The sequence below is a fragment of the Pelatocladus sp. BLCC-F211 genome (genome assembly GCF_041928655.1).
GTDB lineage: Bacteria > Cyanobacteriota > Cyanobacteriia > Cyanobacteriales > Nostocaceae > Pelatocladus.
Genome location: NZ_JBHFLM010000105.1, coordinates 1 through 17,726, shown reverse-complemented (window position 1 = coordinate 17,726; position 17,726 = coordinate 1). Strand labels below are relative to the sequence as shown.

16 protein-coding genes are annotated in these 17,726 nt (G+C 39.9%); 10 read left to right on the top strand and 6 right to left on the bottom strand.

Annotation, left to right across the window (positions count from 1 at the left end):
• Positions 1-14: 14 nt before the first annotated feature.
• The gene (locus tag ACE1AT_RS12720; RefSeq protein WP_374868792.1) at positions 15-2,735 is read right to left on the bottom strand and encodes a CBS domain-containing protein; all 2,721 of its coding nucleotides are present in this window, start codon (positions 2,733-2,735) and stop codon (positions 15-17) included.
• Between the two features lie 188 nt (positions 2,736-2,923).
• Between ACE1AT_RS12720 and psbZ the strand changes: the two genes are divergently transcribed.
• The 8 genes from psbZ (at position 2,924) to ACE1AT_RS12680 (ending at position 9,458) form a co-directional block, all read left to right on the top strand.
• Entirely contained in the window at positions 2,924-3,112 is a 189-nt protein-coding gene (gene psbZ / locus ACE1AT_RS12715) for a photosystem II reaction center protein PsbZ (protein ID WP_096677085.1), read from the top strand.
• A gap of 212 nt (positions 3,113-3,324) precedes the next feature.
• Positions 3,325-3,894 carry a 6,7-dimethyl-8-ribityllumazine synthase gene (gene ribH, locus ACE1AT_RS12710; protein ID WP_374868790.1) on the top strand — a complete coding sequence of 190 codons (570 nt, stop codon included), beginning with the start codon at positions 3,325-3,327 and terminating at the stop codon, positions 3,892-3,894.
• A 269-nt stretch (positions 3,895-4,163) separates the two neighbouring features.
• Positions 4,164-4,472 carry a hypothetical protein gene (locus tag ACE1AT_RS12705; protein ID WP_374868788.1) on the top strand — a complete coding sequence of 103 codons (309 nt, stop codon included), beginning with the start codon at positions 4,164-4,166 and terminating at the stop codon, positions 4,470-4,472.
• Positions 4,473-4,530: 58 nt separating this feature from the next.
• Positions 4,531-4,908 (top strand): YtxH domain-containing protein, encoded by a 378-nt coding sequence (locus ACE1AT_RS12700; protein WP_374868786.1) that lies wholly within the window; start codon positions 4,531-4,533, stop codon positions 4,906-4,908.
• 15 nt (positions 4,909-4,923) lie between these two features.
• Positions 4,924-5,475, top strand: a complete 552-nt coding sequence (locus ACE1AT_RS12695) for a DUF948 domain-containing protein (protein ID WP_374868784.1) — start codon at positions 4,924-4,926, stop codon at positions 5,473-5,475.
• A 1,097-nt stretch (positions 5,476-6,572) separates the two neighbouring features.
• On the top strand, positions 6,573-7,817 hold the full coding sequence (locus ACE1AT_RS12690) for a phosphotransferase family protein (protein ID WP_374868782.1): 1,245 nt from the start codon (positions 6,573-6,575) through the stop codon (positions 7,815-7,817).
• 33 nt (positions 7,818-7,850) lie between these two features.
• Positions 7,851-8,939 carry a T3SS effector HopA1 family protein gene (locus tag ACE1AT_RS12685; RefSeq protein ID WP_374868780.1) on the top strand — a complete coding sequence of 363 codons (1,089 nt, stop codon included), beginning with the start codon at positions 7,851-7,853 and terminating at the stop codon, positions 8,937-8,939.
• A gap of 72 nt (positions 8,940-9,011) precedes the next feature.
• Positions 9,012-9,458, top strand: a complete 447-nt coding sequence (locus ACE1AT_RS12680) for an acyl-CoA thioesterase (protein WP_374868778.1) — start codon at positions 9,012-9,014, stop codon at positions 9,456-9,458.
• 32 nt (positions 9,459-9,490) lie between these two features.
• Here the strand turns inward: ACE1AT_RS12680 and ACE1AT_RS12675 are convergent, their stop codons facing one another.
• The 3 genes from ACE1AT_RS12675 to menA are packed head-to-tail and all read right to left on the bottom strand — an operon-like array spanning position 9,491 to position 12,792.
• Positions 9,491-10,870: a 2-succinylbenzoate--CoA ligase gene (locus tag ACE1AT_RS12675; RefSeq protein ID WP_374868823.1), complete on the bottom strand. Its 1,380-nt coding sequence runs from the start codon at positions 10,868-10,870 to the stop codon at positions 9,491-9,493.
• Positions 10,871-10,897: 27 nt separating this feature from the next.
• Positions 10,898-11,851 (bottom strand): o-succinylbenzoate synthase, encoded by a 954-nt coding sequence (locus ACE1AT_RS12670; protein WP_374868777.1) that lies wholly within the window; start codon positions 11,849-11,851, stop codon positions 10,898-10,900.
• A gap of 32 nt (positions 11,852-11,883) precedes the next feature.
• Complete coding sequence (menA, locus tag ACE1AT_RS12665; protein ID WP_374868775.1) at positions 11,884-12,792, bottom strand: 2-carboxy-1,4-naphthoquinone phytyltransferase; 909 nt, start codon at positions 12,790-12,792, stop codon at positions 11,884-11,886.
• A gap of 302 nt (positions 12,793-13,094) precedes the next feature.
• Between menA and ACE1AT_RS12660 the strand changes: the two genes are divergently transcribed.
• Positions 13,095-14,510 (top strand): isochorismate synthase MenF, encoded by a 1,416-nt coding sequence (locus ACE1AT_RS12660; protein ID WP_374868773.1) that lies wholly within the window; start codon positions 13,095-13,097, stop codon positions 14,508-14,510.
• Positions 14,511-14,682: 172 nt separating this feature from the next.
• On the opposite strand, the gene ACE1AT_RS12655 is transcribed toward ACE1AT_RS12660, so the two are convergent.
• Positions 14,683-15,993: a glutamate-5-semialdehyde dehydrogenase gene (locus tag ACE1AT_RS12655; protein WP_374868771.1), complete on the bottom strand. Its 1,311-nt coding sequence runs from the start codon at positions 15,991-15,993 to the stop codon at positions 14,683-14,685.
• Between the two features lie 440 nt (positions 15,994-16,433).
• On the bottom strand, positions 16,434-16,871 hold the full coding sequence (locus ACE1AT_RS12650) for a ubiquinol-cytochrome c reductase iron-sulfur subunit (protein ID WP_374868769.1): 438 nt from the start codon (positions 16,869-16,871) through the stop codon (positions 16,434-16,436).
• 255 nt (positions 16,872-17,126) lie between these two features.
• On the opposite strand from ACE1AT_RS12650, the gene ACE1AT_RS12645 reads away from it, so the two are divergent.
• Entirely contained in the window at positions 17,127-17,675 is a 549-nt protein-coding gene (locus tag ACE1AT_RS12645; protein ID WP_374868767.1) for an aldehyde dehydrogenase family protein, read from the top strand.
• The last annotated feature ends 51 nt before the right edge of the window (positions 17,676-17,726 follow it).

Here is a 17,726-nt window from a genome sequence, read left to right as displayed (position 1 = left end):
TTTATAAGATTGATTCAGATTTCGTAATTTATATTTAAAAACTCTTCTGCGGAAGTGCGATCGCAAATCTTTCCATCCAATGTCGCAGCGAGTAAATCATCTAACATTTGCCGATATTGTGGCCCTGGTTTGTAGCCAAGTTTCTTCAAATCATTTCCATTTAATATCGGCTGAATATCTGCCCAAATCGTCAAATAATGCCATATTTGTTTTCTAATTGGGCGGGAACTGTGTAAAGCAACTAAAATCAACGTGGGTAAATCATAGGATCGCAGCAATTTCACCACCTGACTAGGAAGCTGACAAGTGGGTAAAGCATCTCTTACCTTAGCTTGTACTTGGGCTAATTTCTCTAAGCGTTCAATGCTATCTTCTTGTAGTTGCAGATTTTTAGCTACTTTGGCTCGATATTGTGAGGCAAGGTGAGCGATAATCACTTCTAAGCGCATTTGCCAGTGATTCAGCAGAGTTTCTTCTAAATCAAACTTGTGTAAACAGCGTTCCAGTAACCGTAATCGCCGCAATAATTCTGCATCTAATTTTTTCAGACTCGGATGAATACACTGTAATGCTCCCAAATCTCCAAGTAATTGCAAAGCTGCTTGCCAATAGGGTGCTTCTAAGATGTGCTTTAATTCTGTTTTGAGGCGGGTTTGGAGTGCAGGTGTTTTGTGATTTTCTTTTGTGGTGCGATCGTAAACACCACTGTTGATCGCATAACGAATATATTCTTCTGTTTGCGATTCAATTTTAAATCCAAAGCGCACAGCAAAGCGTACACCGCGATAAATGCGGGTGGGATCTTCAATAAAACTGTTGGCGTGCAAAACACGAATTTGCTTTGCTTGTAAATCTAGCAAACCACCAAAAAAATCCAGGAGTTTCCCTGCACGGGGAGGAGTAAGTCGCAGTGCTAAAGCATTAATGGTAAAATCACGCCGATACAAATCTTGGCGAATCGAACTAGCTTCGACTTCGGGATTTGCCGCTGGGTAAGGATAAAATTCTGTTCTAGCAGTGGCAATATCTACCCACAAAGAATTTAATTCAGGATCTTTGTGCCAAAGTAAAGCCGCAGTTTGGAAAGCACCATGAATGTCTAATCGTGCTGCTGGGTAAATTTGCTGGAGTGCTTTTGCTAATTCTACACCTGCGCCGACATCGGCGGCTTTATGAAAGCCATCGACGACTAAGTCGATATCTTTGATTAACAAACTACCAGATGCTTCTTTGGCTAGTAGCAAGTCGCGTACTGCTCCTCCTACTAAATATAAATGCCAACCACGTTGTTTGGCTTGGGCAGATGCTTTGGTGAGTAATTCCCAGAGTTTAGGATTGAGGCGATCGCGCAATTCTCCCAATGTCGGAATCTCAAGATCATCTTCCCCTTCTGTTCCCCTTTCTCCACTTCTCCCCTTCTCGCCATCATTCTGCTGATGCAATTCTCGCAAAACGTCAGTGCGGGTGACTATACCTACCAATTGTCCATTTTCTAATACAGGCAAACGTCCAATATCATAAGTCACCATTAATGACTCAATTTCTGGCAGGGTGGTATTAGGAGTAATCGTTTTGACATTGATCGTCATGTAACCTTTGACGGGTGCATGACTAAAGCCGTGATGCAAAGCAATATCAAGATCCCGACGCGAAATAATACCCAATAACTTACCTTGGGTATCAACAACAGATAAACCAGAATGTCCGTAGCGTAACAAAATTCGCTGTGCTTCCTCGATGGTGGTATCTGGGCGAATCGTCCGAACTGGCGATGACATCAAATCCCGTGCTGTCGGTGGATAGGGAATTTGCGCTTTTAACCCTTCCAATAATTGGTTGAGTATTTCTCGGCAGTTGACACCCCGCAAATTCAGCGATGTGGCTTGCGAATGTCCACCACCACCTAGTGGTTGAAAGATTTGATGAAGGTTAACTTCAGAAATTCGCGATCGCCCAATAACTGTAAAGCGTAACTCACCCTCCCCAGCAGCATATTTGTTCGCCAACAATAAAGCATCTATTTCTGTCAACTCCATTAGTTGGGAGGCTAGACTCGATAAACCTGGTACATAGCCATCAGTTACTAACGTTACCCAAGCTAGAGTATATCCTCGAATGCATAAATATTGCAAATCGTCAAGAGCTTCTGATAATAACTGCTGCAATTGTGGAGACAAACCAGGTTCTACATACTCAGCAACTACCGATAAACTTGCTCCTTGTTGCATCAACCAAGCCAAGGCGAGAGCATCCCGTGGTGTGGTGTGGTCATAGAGTAGCGAACCAGTATCAACATGAATACCCAACGCCATAGCAGTTGCTTGGGCAGTTGAGAGGGAAATTTGCTGTTTTTGCAATTGTTCCACAATCAGAGTTGTGGTAGCTCCTACAGCAGCAATGTGTAATTTTGTCGCAGGGATATCACCATGTTGTGCAAGGTGATGGTCATAAACTATGATTTCTTTAATATGGGGTAAATCTAACCATTCTGCGGCTTTACCCAGGCGATCGCGATATTGAGTATCTACTACAGTCAGAGAACGAATTTTTTTCGGATTCACAGAACGCCGTTCAATTAACTGATACTCATCCCGATGCAACGCCAAAAAATCCCGTACTGGTGGGTGAGCGCCGCCAGTTAGCACAATTTTGCTACCAGGAAGCAAACGTGTCAGTCCTACCGCCGCCCCTAAAGCATCAAAATCAGCTGTTGTATGACAAAGAATTAGATCCATAGTCAAGAGTCATTGGCAGTAGTTATTAGTCATTAAGTCATTGGACAAAGGACAAATGACTAATGACAAAGGACAGATGACTAAAATGTTGCAATTTCTGATAGCTTAACAATAAGGAAGAATGTTGGTTTAACCCTGTAGATATTCTATCTTTAACTAGAATCTTCGCTGTCTTGGGAGAAGGTAAAATGAGTATTATATTCCAAATTGCTTTGTTAGCTCTAGTACTTGTGTCTTTTGCAATGGTAATTGGCGTTCCTGTTGCCTACGCCACTCCGCAAAACTGGAATGATTCCAAAAGACTGCTGTGGCTTGGCTCTGGTGCTTGGATCGGCTTAGTAGTTTTAGTTGCACTCCTAAGCTTTTTCGTCGTTTAGATAACTAACGCTCACACAGTAAGTAAATAGCATAGAAACAACAGGGGCAACAAAAGGACAAGGGGAACACGGCAGACAAGGAAGACAAAGGGGAGGTAATAGTAAATTCTTCCCTACTTCCCACCTCTCCACCTCCTGATCTCAGTTGCTCCTGTTGTGTTTATAGAAGAAATGTATATAGTGGCAAGAGTATAGTTGATTTAGAGGCGGTCATGGCAGTTTTCGAGGGAACTTTTACGCAGACAGAACCTTTACGGTTTGCATTGGTAATTGGACGATTCAATGATCTAGTTACCACCAAACTACTAGAGGGGTGTCAAGATTGCTTGAAACGCCACGGCGTCGATGTTGATCCTCACGGTTCTCAAGTTGATTATGTTTGGGTTCCAGGGAGTTTTGAAGTCCCAGTAGTAGCCCGCCAACTTGCTCTTTCGGGACGCTACGACGCCATCATTTGTATGGGTGCTGTGATTCGGGGACAAACACCTCATTTTGATTATGTTTCCTCTGAAGTGGCAAAAGGTATTGCTGCTGCTTCCTTTCAAACTGGTGTACCAGTGGTTTTTGGGATTTTGACAACCGATACCATGCAGCAAGCCTTAGAACGAGCTGGTATCAAAAGTAATCACGGCTGGGATTATGCTATGTCAGCACTGGAAATGGGTAGCCTGATGCGTCAGTTGCGTTCTAACCTAGCTCAACCATACGCTGGTAATTCTCAATCCTTACCTACTTCGCTCAAAAGTGCCAGTATAGGTGAATTTTCCGCATCGCAGGAATAAGTGGATGAATGGGGAAAGGGGATTGGGGAAAGGGGATCAGGGATCACGGATCAGGGAAACAGACTTATTAAATAATTCTCCCTTGTCCTCCTTGTCTCCCTTGTCCTCCTTGTCCTCCTTCCCGTGTTTCCCCCATCCCCGTTGCCCCTTATCCCCAGAGGGGGCCCCACCTTCCCCGATCCCCGATCCCGCTCTGTCGCTATTATAAAATCAGAACTTAGTGAAGCTAAATTAAAGTTTCTCAACGTTGGTGCTGGAAAAGGTAAGCAATGGTTCAAGTGGTTGTTGTCATCAACACACTCATATCAGTAACATTTCTGTATATCGCTTGGCGAGTATGGCGACTGCGGCTGCTACTAGCTAGACTCACTAATTTGTTTATTCTCGCCGAACGTTGCAGCCATGCGTTATTTTCTCAAGCACCCCAGGCTCTTGATATCAGCCGACAGAATATTCATAATCTACGGCAAACAAACCAAGCGCTAGAGCTACAAATTCAACAATTGCAGCAAATTTTTAGCATATTATTTATTGGACAAAGATTTTGGCGTCGGTTTTCTCGGAGAAAAGTTAAATAATTCAGGGCTTGCAATGTATGAAAACCCCATAAAATGTGTTTAAGGAGAGAAAAGTACAATGTCTAACAACCGTTCTGGAGTATTTATTGGCGGTGTCATGCTAGGAGCAACTATCGGTGCTTTGACTGGTTTGCTTATGGCTCCGCGTACAGGACGCGAAACGCGTAAACTGTTGAAAAAATCTGCTGATGCGCTCCCAGACTTAGCAGAAGATTTATCAACTAGTGTCCAGATTCAGGCAGATCGCCTGGGAGCAAATGCACTAAGAAACTGGGATGAGACTTTAGATCGACTACGGGAAGCGATCGCCGCCGGTATCGATGCTAGTCAACGGGAAAATCAAGCAATGAAACGGAAAAACTCACCAGACGCCCAAACAACAGCTACTCAGACAGTGGCTGACTCAGATTCTCTTCCTGAGCATGTAGATAACTAAATTAACAACATAATTGTGAGTGAACCGCTGTTTTGGCTGGGACTATCTATATTCTTAGTGGCTATCAGTCTGACTGCTGTTTTGGTGGTGGCTATACCAGCATTGCAGGAGTTAGCACGTGCTGCTCGTAGTGCGGAAAAGTTTTTTGATACCCTCTCGCGGGAGTTACCACCAACTCTAGATTCGATCCGAATGACGGGCTTGGAAATCACCGATCTGACTGATGATCTGAGTGAAGGTGTGAAAAGTGCTTCTGGAGTTGTTAAACAAGTTGATCAAAGCTTGAACAGTGCTAAACAGCAGGCTCAAAATATTCAAATTAATACACGTAGCGTATTTGTTGGCTTCAAAGCCGCATGGAAAAGTTTTACGCGCTCAAAAGGTGGAAAGAGAACAAGCGATCGCTTGTTAGTGAATCAAAAAGCAACGCTGACATCAAGAGAAAGAGAATCGCTCAGACACTACAATCGCACCCAAAAATCAGAACAGTATCGAAATCAAGAAAGCTACCAAGATTCTGCTGACTGGGAAAGTGATGACACCCTAGATTGGGAAAAAGAAGAATAAAAGTATTTGTTAGTGGTTAGTGGGTAAGGACACAATACTACTCGGTTAAGGATTTTTCGTCATAATTTTGGCATGTAGAGACGTTGCACTGCAACGTCTCTGGTGGGTTTAAATGTCAATCGATTTGTCTTCTCCGAGCAGTATTGGGTGTTGACGCCGTGACGCGGTGATGTGGGGGACTCGCTCTTCCCAATGCCCCATGCCCTCCCCATATCCCCGTAGAGACTTGCACAGATTCAGTAATTACTACACTGCTGAAAGGTTATATAGTGAACTAATATTTTTTTATAAAAAACTGTTTAATATCAAGCAATTTACATTAATCAGTTATTTATTGTTTATTTTCGCTGTTTATTCAGGTTGTTAAAAAATGTTTTTGACCATGAAAAGTAGTCAAAATCAATGTTTTTTTATGCAAAAATAATGTAAGGTGAAGGTAAGTACCTATTCAACACTTAGCTACTTTTAGCTATCATTTTTAGAAAAAAATTGAATATTATCCGGTAAATACGCAGGATTTTTTGCACTTGCTAATGTTAGTTTAAAGAAGTTTCAGTTTATATCTATCTATAGAGACTTCAAAATATAACCATTAACCTAGTACAGGATGGCAATCATAAACTGACATCTTGAAATATATCAAAGGTTCAGAAAAAATAGAAAAATTTTTTTTACTTTTTTCAAACGCGATATTCCTCGTGTATATAATCGCTTTTGATTAATTAGGTAAGGTTATTAATCTGTTCACATAAGTTTATTGGAGTGGACATTTAGTTAGTGAAATTTAAAAAAATCACTTCTAAACATACATGTATAGTCTTGATTGATGAATGAAAAATTATCAATAAGCAGCTAATATCAATTAAACATCATCAAAACTATTAAATATTTAAATTTTTCACGAAGTAAAATTTAAAGGTAAGTAAAGGCTGCATTGCCATTTTGGCAAGTTTTTGTTGACAATATAGGATATTAGTAGATTGTAACAATCAATATTCTTACTCACTGGTTTTTACTACTTAGCCAATACTACTTACACGAAGCTAATAACAAGATAGCTAATTCTCTAAGCAGTTTTACGAGTTAGGAAATAATATATGGTATTTTCACTGTATTCTCCAAATCACCATCTCATCGAGCATTTGCAAAACGTAGGACTGTGTAGTTCTGAGGATGGGGTTGTTGCGGATTCTGAGTTAGTAGAAAGTAGCAATAAAAATATAAACTTATTGATAAATTTGGGAAGCGATCGCAAATTATTAGTGAAGCAGGAACGTAACATCGAACATGATGGTATTCCCCAAGAATTATTTAATGAATGGTTATTCCATCAGTTATTGCAGCAGTTTCCAGTCTTAGGAAATATTGCGGAGATCGGATCACTATTACTGCATTTTGATGAAGACGAATGTATACTTGTTCGCAACTATCTAACGGAATATTTTGAATTAGGTAATTTTTATCAACAAAACGATATTTATCCCTTGGAAATAGCCAGCGCCATCGGTGCTAGCTTGGGTGTACTGCATCGTGCCACATTTAATCAGCGTGAGTATCGTGATTTTATGGCAACTGCTCCCCAAGGGCAATTTCGCTATCAGTTTTATAATCCCGCCCAAGGAATGGAGTCATTTAGTTCGGAGATTTTTGGTAGTGTTCCGACTGATGCGCTCAAGTTTTATATTCTTTATCAACGTTATGAAAGTTTAGAATCAGCGATTGCAGAGTTAGCATCTTTATGGCAACCTTGTTGTTTAACTCACAACGACCTCAAACTAGAAAATATCTTAGTGCATTCTCGATGGGAACAACTAGATAACTGCTTGATCCGTATCATTGACTGGAAAACTTGTAGTTGGGGAGATCCTGCCTTTGATTTAGGAACCTTAGTAGCAAGCTATTTGAAAATTTGGTTAGAAAGCCTGGTGGTAGATTCGTCCATCAAATTAGAAGAATCTCTAGAATTAGCCGCAACACCACTAGAAGTTCTTCATCCTTCTATAGTTGCTTTAATTCAAGCTTATCTTGATGCTTTCCCCAGCATTTTGGACTACCGTTGCGACTTCATCCAACGAGTAGTACAGTTTGCCGGTTTGGTACTAATTCATCAGTTACAAGCAACAATTCAAGACCGTAAATATTTTGATAACAGTGGCATCGCAACGCTACAAGTTGCCAAAAGTCTACTCACAAGACCACAAGAATCTATCATGACAGTTTTTGGAATCTCTGAATCAGAAATTATCAAACCTTTTGTGAAATCTACCAAACATCCTCAAACGGAAAACGAACAGAATTTAGTCCGACTTTATTACAGTAAAACCCGTTTGCGTGGATGTTGATCACAAAAAAGGTAAACGGAGAGATTCAAAGTCATGATAGATTGTTCTGACCAGCATTTGCTAAATTCTCTACTCGATATTGCCGGCAATATTCAAATCGAGTCTAATTTTTGCATTTACCATCCCAATTATCAATCCTTTGCTTTGCCGAATCAGTTGGCACAAAGATTTCAAAAAAATTCCCAAGCAATACAACAGAAATATCTAATTTTATTAGTCAGAAATTTTATCTACGGTATTTATTACAATGGCTCATTACAAAGTGTTTTAGCAGTGAATGCTGAACCTAACAATTTTTTACCTCACAAAAATTTAGAAAATAATTCCGTTTTGGGAATTGATTGGCAACTGTATGACCAATTACACTCTAGCAATCACGGTACTGGGTATTATGACTCTGGTTGGCAGGTGTTGCAACGCGAACCAGATGGTAGTTTAGCCGTAATTAAAGGTGGTTTGACATTACATGTTGAAAGTGAACATCACATAGAACAAATGATGCGATCTGTCAGGGTTGGCGATTTCATAAGTATTTGGATGCCAAAAAATCGATTGCAAAATGGTTGCTACATCGCAGTTAGCAATATTGCCCAAAGACTAAGTGAAAATCCTGATAGCGATTTAGGAGAAGGACGGATTTATTTTAATTTAACTCCGGTGGGGGCGATCGCTCTCATGGAAAGCTTGACATTGCAACTCAATGCTGCTGGTATTGCATTTAGCTTTCAAGTTCCGTATAATCCCTCTGCTTATAAACGTTTTGACTCAGGGGTTCTTTACTTTGAACGCCACAACTATTGGGTAGTGCGAGAAGTTCTGCAAACTGTGTATAAACAACACAAATCTCATTTTCATCCAGAAATTCCCTTATTTACAAAGTATTTAGCACCTGGGCTAAGTTTAGCTGAAGAACCAGCCCAAAAATTTGTTGTTCAAGAAAGTTTTGGCATGAATCGTTGTCAAATTGTCGCTAATGCATTGTTAGAAGCTTGGCAAAAAGGGCAAAATTCTACCCAACAAAGAATACAAACTATCTACCAACATTTTGCACGTTTCGGAATAGATTTACGGCGTCCCTACCTTAATCCTAGTTCTGAAGATGTATATCATCCTTTAGTTTAATTAAGTGCGGGTTTTAATTCAGTTTAGTGGAGTTAAGCTATTAGCCAGAGAATATAATTTTGGTTGCTACAAATGTCTTTTAACTATCATCGTACCGTTCGCTTTCAAGATACCGATGCTGCTGGGGTAGTTTACTTTGCCAATGTTTTAAGTTTTTGCCATGAAGCTTATGAAGAATCTTTAGAAATATTTGGTATTAATATTAAGGAGTTTTTTAGTAACCCATCGGTAGCTTATCCTATTGTTCATGCTAATGTAGATTTTTTTCGCCCCATATTTTGTGGTGATAAATTAGTTGTTACTTTGATACCACAAAAACTGAGTGCTGAAAAATTTGAAATCAATTACGAAATTTTAGTAGCAGATGTGATGGTAGCTAAGGCATTTACCAGACATGTTTGTATTGACACCACTAGTAGGCAAAAAACAGATTTACCTCAGCAGATGATTGAATGGTTAGAAGTGAACGCATCAGAAGCGGAAAAAGCAGAGAGAAGAAAATCGAGAGAGGCGATTTGAACACTCAAAAGCCAAGAGTTAACTTGTAAAGGCTATTTTTCCGAATTTTTTACGATTTCTAAAGCGATTTCTTGTAATTGCTGTCGATTGATTTTCCCTTGAGAATTGCGAGGTAAGTTTTCCACAGCAATCCAATGTTTGGGAAGTTTAAATTTGCTGAGTTGATTTCTGAGTAAGTTTTGAATTTCTACTACAGAATGATTTGAGTTTTTCGGAACATAAATAGCTGTTACTGCTTGTCCCCAATGTTGATCGGGTATACCCACGACGCAAACATCAGTTACCATTGCAGTTGCTTTGATTGCTGATTCTACTTCTGTGGGGTAGACGTTTTCTCCACCAGTGATGATTTTGTCACTCTTACGCCCGACTATATTTAAATAACCTTCGTTGTCTATAAACCCTATATCATCTGTTAGGAAATTAGAGGCTATGGTTTGGAGGTTAGGAACTAGGGGATAGTAACCAAGAGCTAAAGATTCTGCTTGAATGATAATATTTCCTGTTTGATGATTATTTAAATATTCGCCTTTTTCGTTGCTAATTCTAACTTTGGCATGAGGAAGAATTTGACCACTATTAACTTTTCCTTTGAGAAAATCATCTGGTTTAAGTGTGGCAATTTGAGAAGCGGTTTCTGTCATGCCATATGTCGGGGCTAATTTAATTTGATAATATCTTGCTTTTTCTAAAATTTCATCCCAAGCTGGCGCACCTCCTAAAAGAACTGTTTGAAATTGGGACAACCATGCTGTTAAATTTGAGTTTTGCAAGAGACTTTGTAGCTGAGTTGGTACTAAAGATATCAAAAAATCTGCTGTCTCAAATTGATATAATTTAATACTATTTTCTAATTTTTTAAAAGCTGAAATTACCAATTTACCACCAGTGGTAAAACAGCGCATAAATTGCATCAGCCCACTGACATGATATAAAGGCAATACACAAAATGAATTGATTTTTTGTAGTTGAAAATATTTTGTAAATCCATGTACTGAAGCTGTGAGAGTTTCCCAGGTGTGAACAGCAAATTTGATATTACCAGATGAACCGCCCGTGGGAATCATGATATATGGGTAATTGGTAATTGGTAATTGGTAATTGTTTTTGTTATTATTGATAACCAATTCGTTATGACTGACTCCCCAAATAATATCTGGCTGTACTAAATCAAAAACTTGTTGCCATTCTTGTTTTGCCCAGTTAGGATTACAAAGAAAAACAGGACAATTAGCAGTATAAGCAGCAATAAAACCTGCTAAAAATCGCACGGATTCACGTTCCGCTAAAATGACTTTTGGTTTTGTTTGGCAGTAAGAGAAATTTATTAACTCTGAATAAAATGCTTCAGTTAATTGTGCCAGTTCATGACTGCGATCGCACACCAAACTAAAATTTCCTAAAATCTCCATTTTTTGTTGGTTGTCATTGGTCATTGGTCATTGGGCGTTGGTTACTCTCCCTGCTCCCCAATCCCCGATCCCCTCATCTTCAGCAAAGTAATGATTAATACCAAAACCCATTGCCCGATTGTGTCTGGATAATTCTACTGCTATTTGCAGGGCTGCTTTTCTGCCAATAGAAGTTTCAAACACAGATGAAAACACTGCATCAATTTCATGCTGTTGACAAAATTGACGCAGCTGGGATGGAGAACCGACGATTCCTGGTTTAATGACAAAAATTCCTCGCCAACCTTGTTGAAAACAGTATTTTAGCTGTGGGAGTGTAGCAACAGATTCATCTAAAGCGATCGCTGTTTTGTAGCATTTACTCAACTCCAGCATTTGCGGAAATTGCTCCACACATAAAGGTTGTTCAAGAAATTCAATATTAGTATTCAGGCGATCGCAACTCTCTAACCACAACTTTGCTTCCTCTTGCTTCAATCCACCATTAGCATCTAATCGCAGTTTTGCAGAAGTTGGTAAGCTTTGCGTGAGTAAATCTAAAATTTTTAGTTCAACAGGCGTTGGATAAACACCGATTTTCCATTTAAAAGTAGAGTACCCTTGTTGCCACAAATTATCCCACGCTTGTAGTGCTGCTTCTCCGGCGGGTAGTAAGGCGCTATGGGTGAGGGGAGTGTTTAGAGTGGGTGGAGAAAAAAGTGCTGACTCAAATCCAAACTGACAAGCGGGTAACTGATCAGGGATGGAAAAAATAGTGTCCTCAGTAATTTCCTTTGGTAGCTGGCGACAAAAATCCCAGGCTTGTGCTAAAGTTTCCGAACCAAACCAGCTAATCGGCGCTATTTCTCCCCAACCTACTTTGTTCGTTTCATTTGTGAGACGAAGAATAATACCTTCACGAATCTCCCAAATACCGTGACTCGTAGCAATACCGCGCACAAATTTTCGCTGGTAAGAACGAAATTCAAATTTATAATTCACTACCTCTAGGTCAAATCAATTTCTCAAGGTCGTCAAAACATAAATCCCGCACCAAACAGCAAGCAACACCAAAAATGCACAGTGACGGCGATGAATTTACAGTTACTGACTTTTTCTGGGTAGCTGTGATTTTGCTGGACGTGGCGACATAATTTGATTGCGAATGGTAAACTCACCCAACTCAGTAATGTCCACACAGGAAAAATTCCCCCCAGAACCAATAGTAAGGTGAGGAAATAAATGCTAGCAGTAAACCAACTCAGAACTTGTGCGCCTCTTTTGGTTCCCAAACGGACAATAGGCGATCGCTTCCCTGCTGCTAAATCGTCTGTAACCTGGTGAAAGTGGGAACAATACAAAATTAAAGTTGTGGGGATAGCAACAATCACTGAGGCTGCTAAATTCTGTATTGACCAGCTTTGAGTTTGACTGTAGTATACTGCCGACATGCCAATTGGCCCAAAGGCAAAAAAGCAGAGGATTTCACCTAAACCCTGGTATCCTAAACGAAAGGGAGGCCCTTGGTAAACGTAGCCTAAAGCACAGCAGACCAAAATTAACCCAATTACAGTCCAGTCACGTTGCCACCAAGCGATCGCTAGTATTCCCAGCAAACCTAAACACAAAAATAGATTTCCTAACCAAAATATTAATAGTTTGTTACCTGTTAAGTTCACCAGAGAATGATGTTTATTTTGATCAATTCCCGTATCAGAATCAAAAACATCATTACTGAGGTTTTCCCATGCCAAAATTAAAATTGCCGCAGCGAAGAAAACACCAAAAACGACCCAATTCAAAATTTTCGTTTCCGCAAACGCTACAGCCGTTCCTACCCAGATAGGCATAATAGCAACGCTATACATCGGCGGTTTTATGGCCGCCATCCATAGCTTATTTTTGGGATGATTTTTGGGATACGAAATCAAATTTGTAGTCATCAGTCACAATGAATTATATTGTTAGGACTTTACTTATGCCTAAAACTTATGGTTTTTATTCAAACCATATGCAGGTAACATCATCAAGAAATATTTTTCTACGAATGAAATTAATCTCTTGCTATTAGTCACAACATGCAGCGCAAAGCTAGGCAAGACCACACATGGTATTGCAAAACCATAATTTGGCAGAGCCAACACGCTGGTGAAACAGTGACTGTTTATGTTACCTGTAGAAATACGACCATGATTTATCACTGTTTAGGAAGATTACTTCAAAAAAATTTACTATTTTTAGATCCATGACAGTTTCACCATGTGCCGCTGACTTTTTTGTATATAATAGGGAACTATACCAATTTCTTTTTGCTGTTCAGCGCAAGAGTATAAAAAATAATTCCACTCAAATTGCCAGTATTGCCCTAGAAACTAACTTGGTTGATCCCTTGGTAGTACTTGATAAACTAGCACAACCACATCAACTAAATTTTTATTGGGAAAACCAAGGAAAAAAAGAAGCGATCGCTGCAATTGATGCCGTAGCAAAATTACAAATAGAGGGAAAAGAAAGATTTACAAAATCTGAAGCATTTATCAAATATTGTTTAAAAAATATAATTAATTTTGGCGATACAGAAAGATGTTTTTCCAAACCACTATTTTTTTGTGGTTTTAGTTTTTTTGAGCGAAACCAACAAGAAAATTATCCATTTCCAGCAGCGACAATTTTTCTTCCTCGTTGGCAAATAGCTGTTAAAGACGAATGCTGTATCTTAGTTGCTCATTTTATCATTCATGCGGAAGTAAATATTGAAAGAATCTTGCAAAATTTGTGGAGAAAAATTGAAATCATTAACTCTTCAACATTTTATTCTCCCCATCAGGATTTTCAAGAGCCAAAATTTAGTAAAAAATCTGTAGCTAATCCAGAAAAATTCAAGCGTTCGGTGTTGTCTGCTCTTCAAACAATTCAATCTACCCATGTCAGTAAAATTGTACTAGCAGATGCACTAGATGTTCGATCCAATACCACATTTAATTTGTTTAATTCTTTACATAACTTGCGACAGCTACATCCGAATTGTTATGTTTTCTCTACAAGCAACGGCAAAGGACAAAACTTTATTGGTGCAAGTCCAGAACGTTTAATTAGTATTCACAATCAACAATTAATCACCGATGCGTTAGCAGGTAGTGCAGCAAGAGGCGAAACACCTGCTGAAGATGCTACTAATGCCGATCGCTTACTCAATAGTGAAAAAGAAAGACACGAACATTCCCTAGTAATTGATTTTATTACTCAACGTCTCTCGCAACTAGGTTTATTACCGCAAATATTACCACCCCGGTTGCGACAATTATCTAATATTCAGCATCTATGGACACCAATTAGCGCGATCGTTCCCGATGAAGTGCATCCTTTAAAAATAGTTTCCCAACTACATCCCACGCCAGCAGTTGCTGGAACCGCACCAGATGCAGCCTGTGTCGAAATTCGCCGTTACGAAAGCTTTGAGAGAGGTTTATACGCTGCACCCTTGGGATGGGTAGACGCAGACGGTAACTGTGAGTTTATTGTGGGTATTCGTTCCGCACTTATAGATGGCTCGCGCGCCAGACTTTACGCTGGTGCTGGTATTGTTGCAGGTTCCGATCCTGAAAAAGAACTCGCAGAAATTCAACTCAAGCTTCAGGCGTTGCTTAAAGCATTAGTGTAGGCTTCCAACTTCACATCAGTTCGTAGTGAGGACTTTAGTCCTCACTACAAACCTCCCCAATCATTTAAATCGATAATTATACTGTGGCTCTAAGCAGCGAGGTATAAAAAGTCATCGTTTCAATCCCACTCTTTTAAGGGTGGGTTGCCCTCTGCCTTGTGAAATTTTTTGCTTATTTTATATCCTTGTGAGTAAAGGATTTGGCATTAGCACCTGTGTAAGTAGCGGCAATATGTCCATCACCTGTTAATTGGTACTTGTATGTAACTAACCCCTCTAAGCCAACAGGACCTCGCGGTGGCATTTGTTGGGTGCTGATTCCCACTTCTGCACCAAAACCGTAGCGGAAACCATCTGCAAAGCGAGTCGAACAATTGTGATAAACTCCTGCTGCATTTACCAGCGCCAGGAAAATGTTAGCCGCTTCTGGGTCTTCAGTCACGATCGCATCAGTATGCTTGGAACCATAATCATTAATATGAGCGATCGCTGTTTCTAAAGAATCTACAATTTTAATTGCCAAAATTAAATCGCTGTATTCAGTTTCCCAGTCTATGTCTGTTGCTGATATCAGACTTGGTAAAATTTCGCGACTGTGTTCATCACCTCTTAATTCAACATTTTGTGTTTGCAAAGCCTCAGCAATCTTTGGTAGAAAATTCGGGGCGATATCGGCATGAATTAGCAAGGTTTCAATGGCATTACACGCAGCCGGATAATGTGTTTTTGCATCAACAGTGATGGTGATTGCTTTTTCCAAATCAGCAGCTTGATCTATATAGAGATGACAGATACCGTCAGCGTGTCCTAGTACGGGAATACGAGTATTTTCCTGGACAAACCGCACAAAAGCATTAGAACCTCTAGGAATAATTAAGTCTACATATTTATCTAATTTTAAAAGTTCTAAAGTTTCTTCTCTGGTTGTCAACAACTGCACCACATCAGGATTAACAGCAGTTGCAGATAATCCCTGTTTAATTGCTTGGACTATGGCTTCACAAGAAGGAATAGCTTCTTTACCACCTTTAAGAATTACACCATTACCCGACTTGATCGCCAAAGCCACAATTTGAATAGCCGCTTCTGGACGTGCTTCAAAAATCACACCCAAAACACCCAAAGGACAAGTGATCCGCTTGAGAATTAAACCTGTATCAAGTTCACGATTTATCTGTACCGCACCCACAGGATCAGGAAGTTTACCAACATCTGTTACTCCTGCGATCGCATCTTTTAATTTATACTCATCTAACTGCAAGCGTTTATAAAGTGGTTTAGCAATTCCTTCTGCTGCTGCTGCTTGACAATCAGCAACATTCGCTTGCAAAATTTCGTCTTTTGCTGATTCTAAAGCTTGAGCGATCGCTGCGATCGCTTGATTTTTTGCCTCAGTTGATAAAACTGACAACTTGAGTGCCGCCAGACGTGTTCTTTTAGCTATTGCAACCAAGTTTGATGAACGATCACCAGAAATATTCATACCAGACAACAACCTAAAATCTATGCCGTTTTCCAATCCTATCAACTCACGGGAGGTGCAAAGGCACAAACTTGAATCATGTATATATCAAATTAATTGAAAAAAATCAATTAGTAATATCACTAAGATTCTGTGATTTTTTGTCGAGCGAAAACCGGTTAATTGCTTGATAATCAACGTATTGAATCTTAAAAAACAAAATCCCAAAAACAGTTACACAGCATCTGCATCAGGCAGAGCAAGACTTACTTGTGGCCGAACTCAGATGTTTTAACAAAGAGTGTCTAAAATCATCGGTTAGATCAAAGAGCGTTATCTATTGATCATTGGGTGCATTTTAATACTTGTGGGTTAAGGGAAAAAAGGGTATGAGAAAGGGAAAAGAAAAACCTTGAACACTTACCCTTTACCCTTAACTATTGACTATTGACTGTTGAGTGTTAACTTCCTTTCACCAAAACTTCATTACCTTCCACTTTGGCTGTGTACGTAGAAAGAGGTTGAGCTGCTGGGCCATTGATCACTTTGCCATCACTGGCATATTTGGAGCCATGACAGGGACACACAAAAGCGTTTTGGTCTTTATTCCATCCCACGATACAGCCTTTATGGGTACAAGTAGGGTTGACGGCAATTAGATTGCTAGTATTAGCAGAATCTTTAATTACTAACACCTTCCCAACAGCAATTTCCTCATTCAAGAGTTGGCCGTTTTTGTCCAAATCTGCCACTTTGCCAACTACTTGAAAACCATCAGCACGCACAGGACTGGTACTCGATTCGGATTTTGTTTGAGAAGAACAAGCTGCAATGACTACAGGTAGAGAACTGGCTAAACTCCCCACACCTACCCAACCAATAAATTCACGACGATTCATAAACTGTTTTTAGTAGATTTGACTTTGGCACGGTAACATTGCTTTCGGGAATAGCCCCCATCGTGCGTACAATGTAACATAATTATCCTGATTAATTGCGTAATTTTTTATGTAAATTGGATGTAAAAAAATCAGAATTTATATAAATAAAATCACACTATTTCCTATAAGCAGAGCAGCATATTAATAGACCTATTGGAAAGTTTAGATTTCAAATAGTTTTTTAACAAAAGCTTAAGGCTTAAGGAGCACCTGATGGTTACAGCTACTAGACCCGAACAACAGGTGAAAATTGGTCCAACCAAGCTGCTGATTAATAACGAGTGGGTAGAAAGCATTAGTGGTAAAAGGTTTGAAACGATTAACCCCGCTACAGGCGAAGTCATCTGTGATGTTGCGGAAGCAGACGCTCCGGATGTAGATAAGGCTGTGGAGGCAGCTAGAGCGGCTTTCAATCATAGAGAATGGCGCAATATGTCTGCCACTCGTCGAGGTGAGTTACTCTACAAACTAGCAGATTTAATTGAGCAAAATATCGACGAGTTGGCGCGGTTAGAAACCCTAGACAACGGTAAACCACTGCATAGTTCTTATGGTGATTTAAAGCTGGTTATTGCCTGTTATCGCTACTATGCAGGCTGGGCTGACAAAGTGCAAGGTAAAACCATTCCCATCAACGGCCCCTACTTCTGCTACACGCGCCATGAACCAGTGGTTGACACTCTGCGCTCTGAAGAGACGCAGATTCTCGCATCAGATTCAGCAACAGCCGAATCCAAATGGGCATTGTCAAGATGCCTCTAGACGCTCAGACCTGCTACCGATGCGATACAGGCGTTGCGCTTACTTATTCAC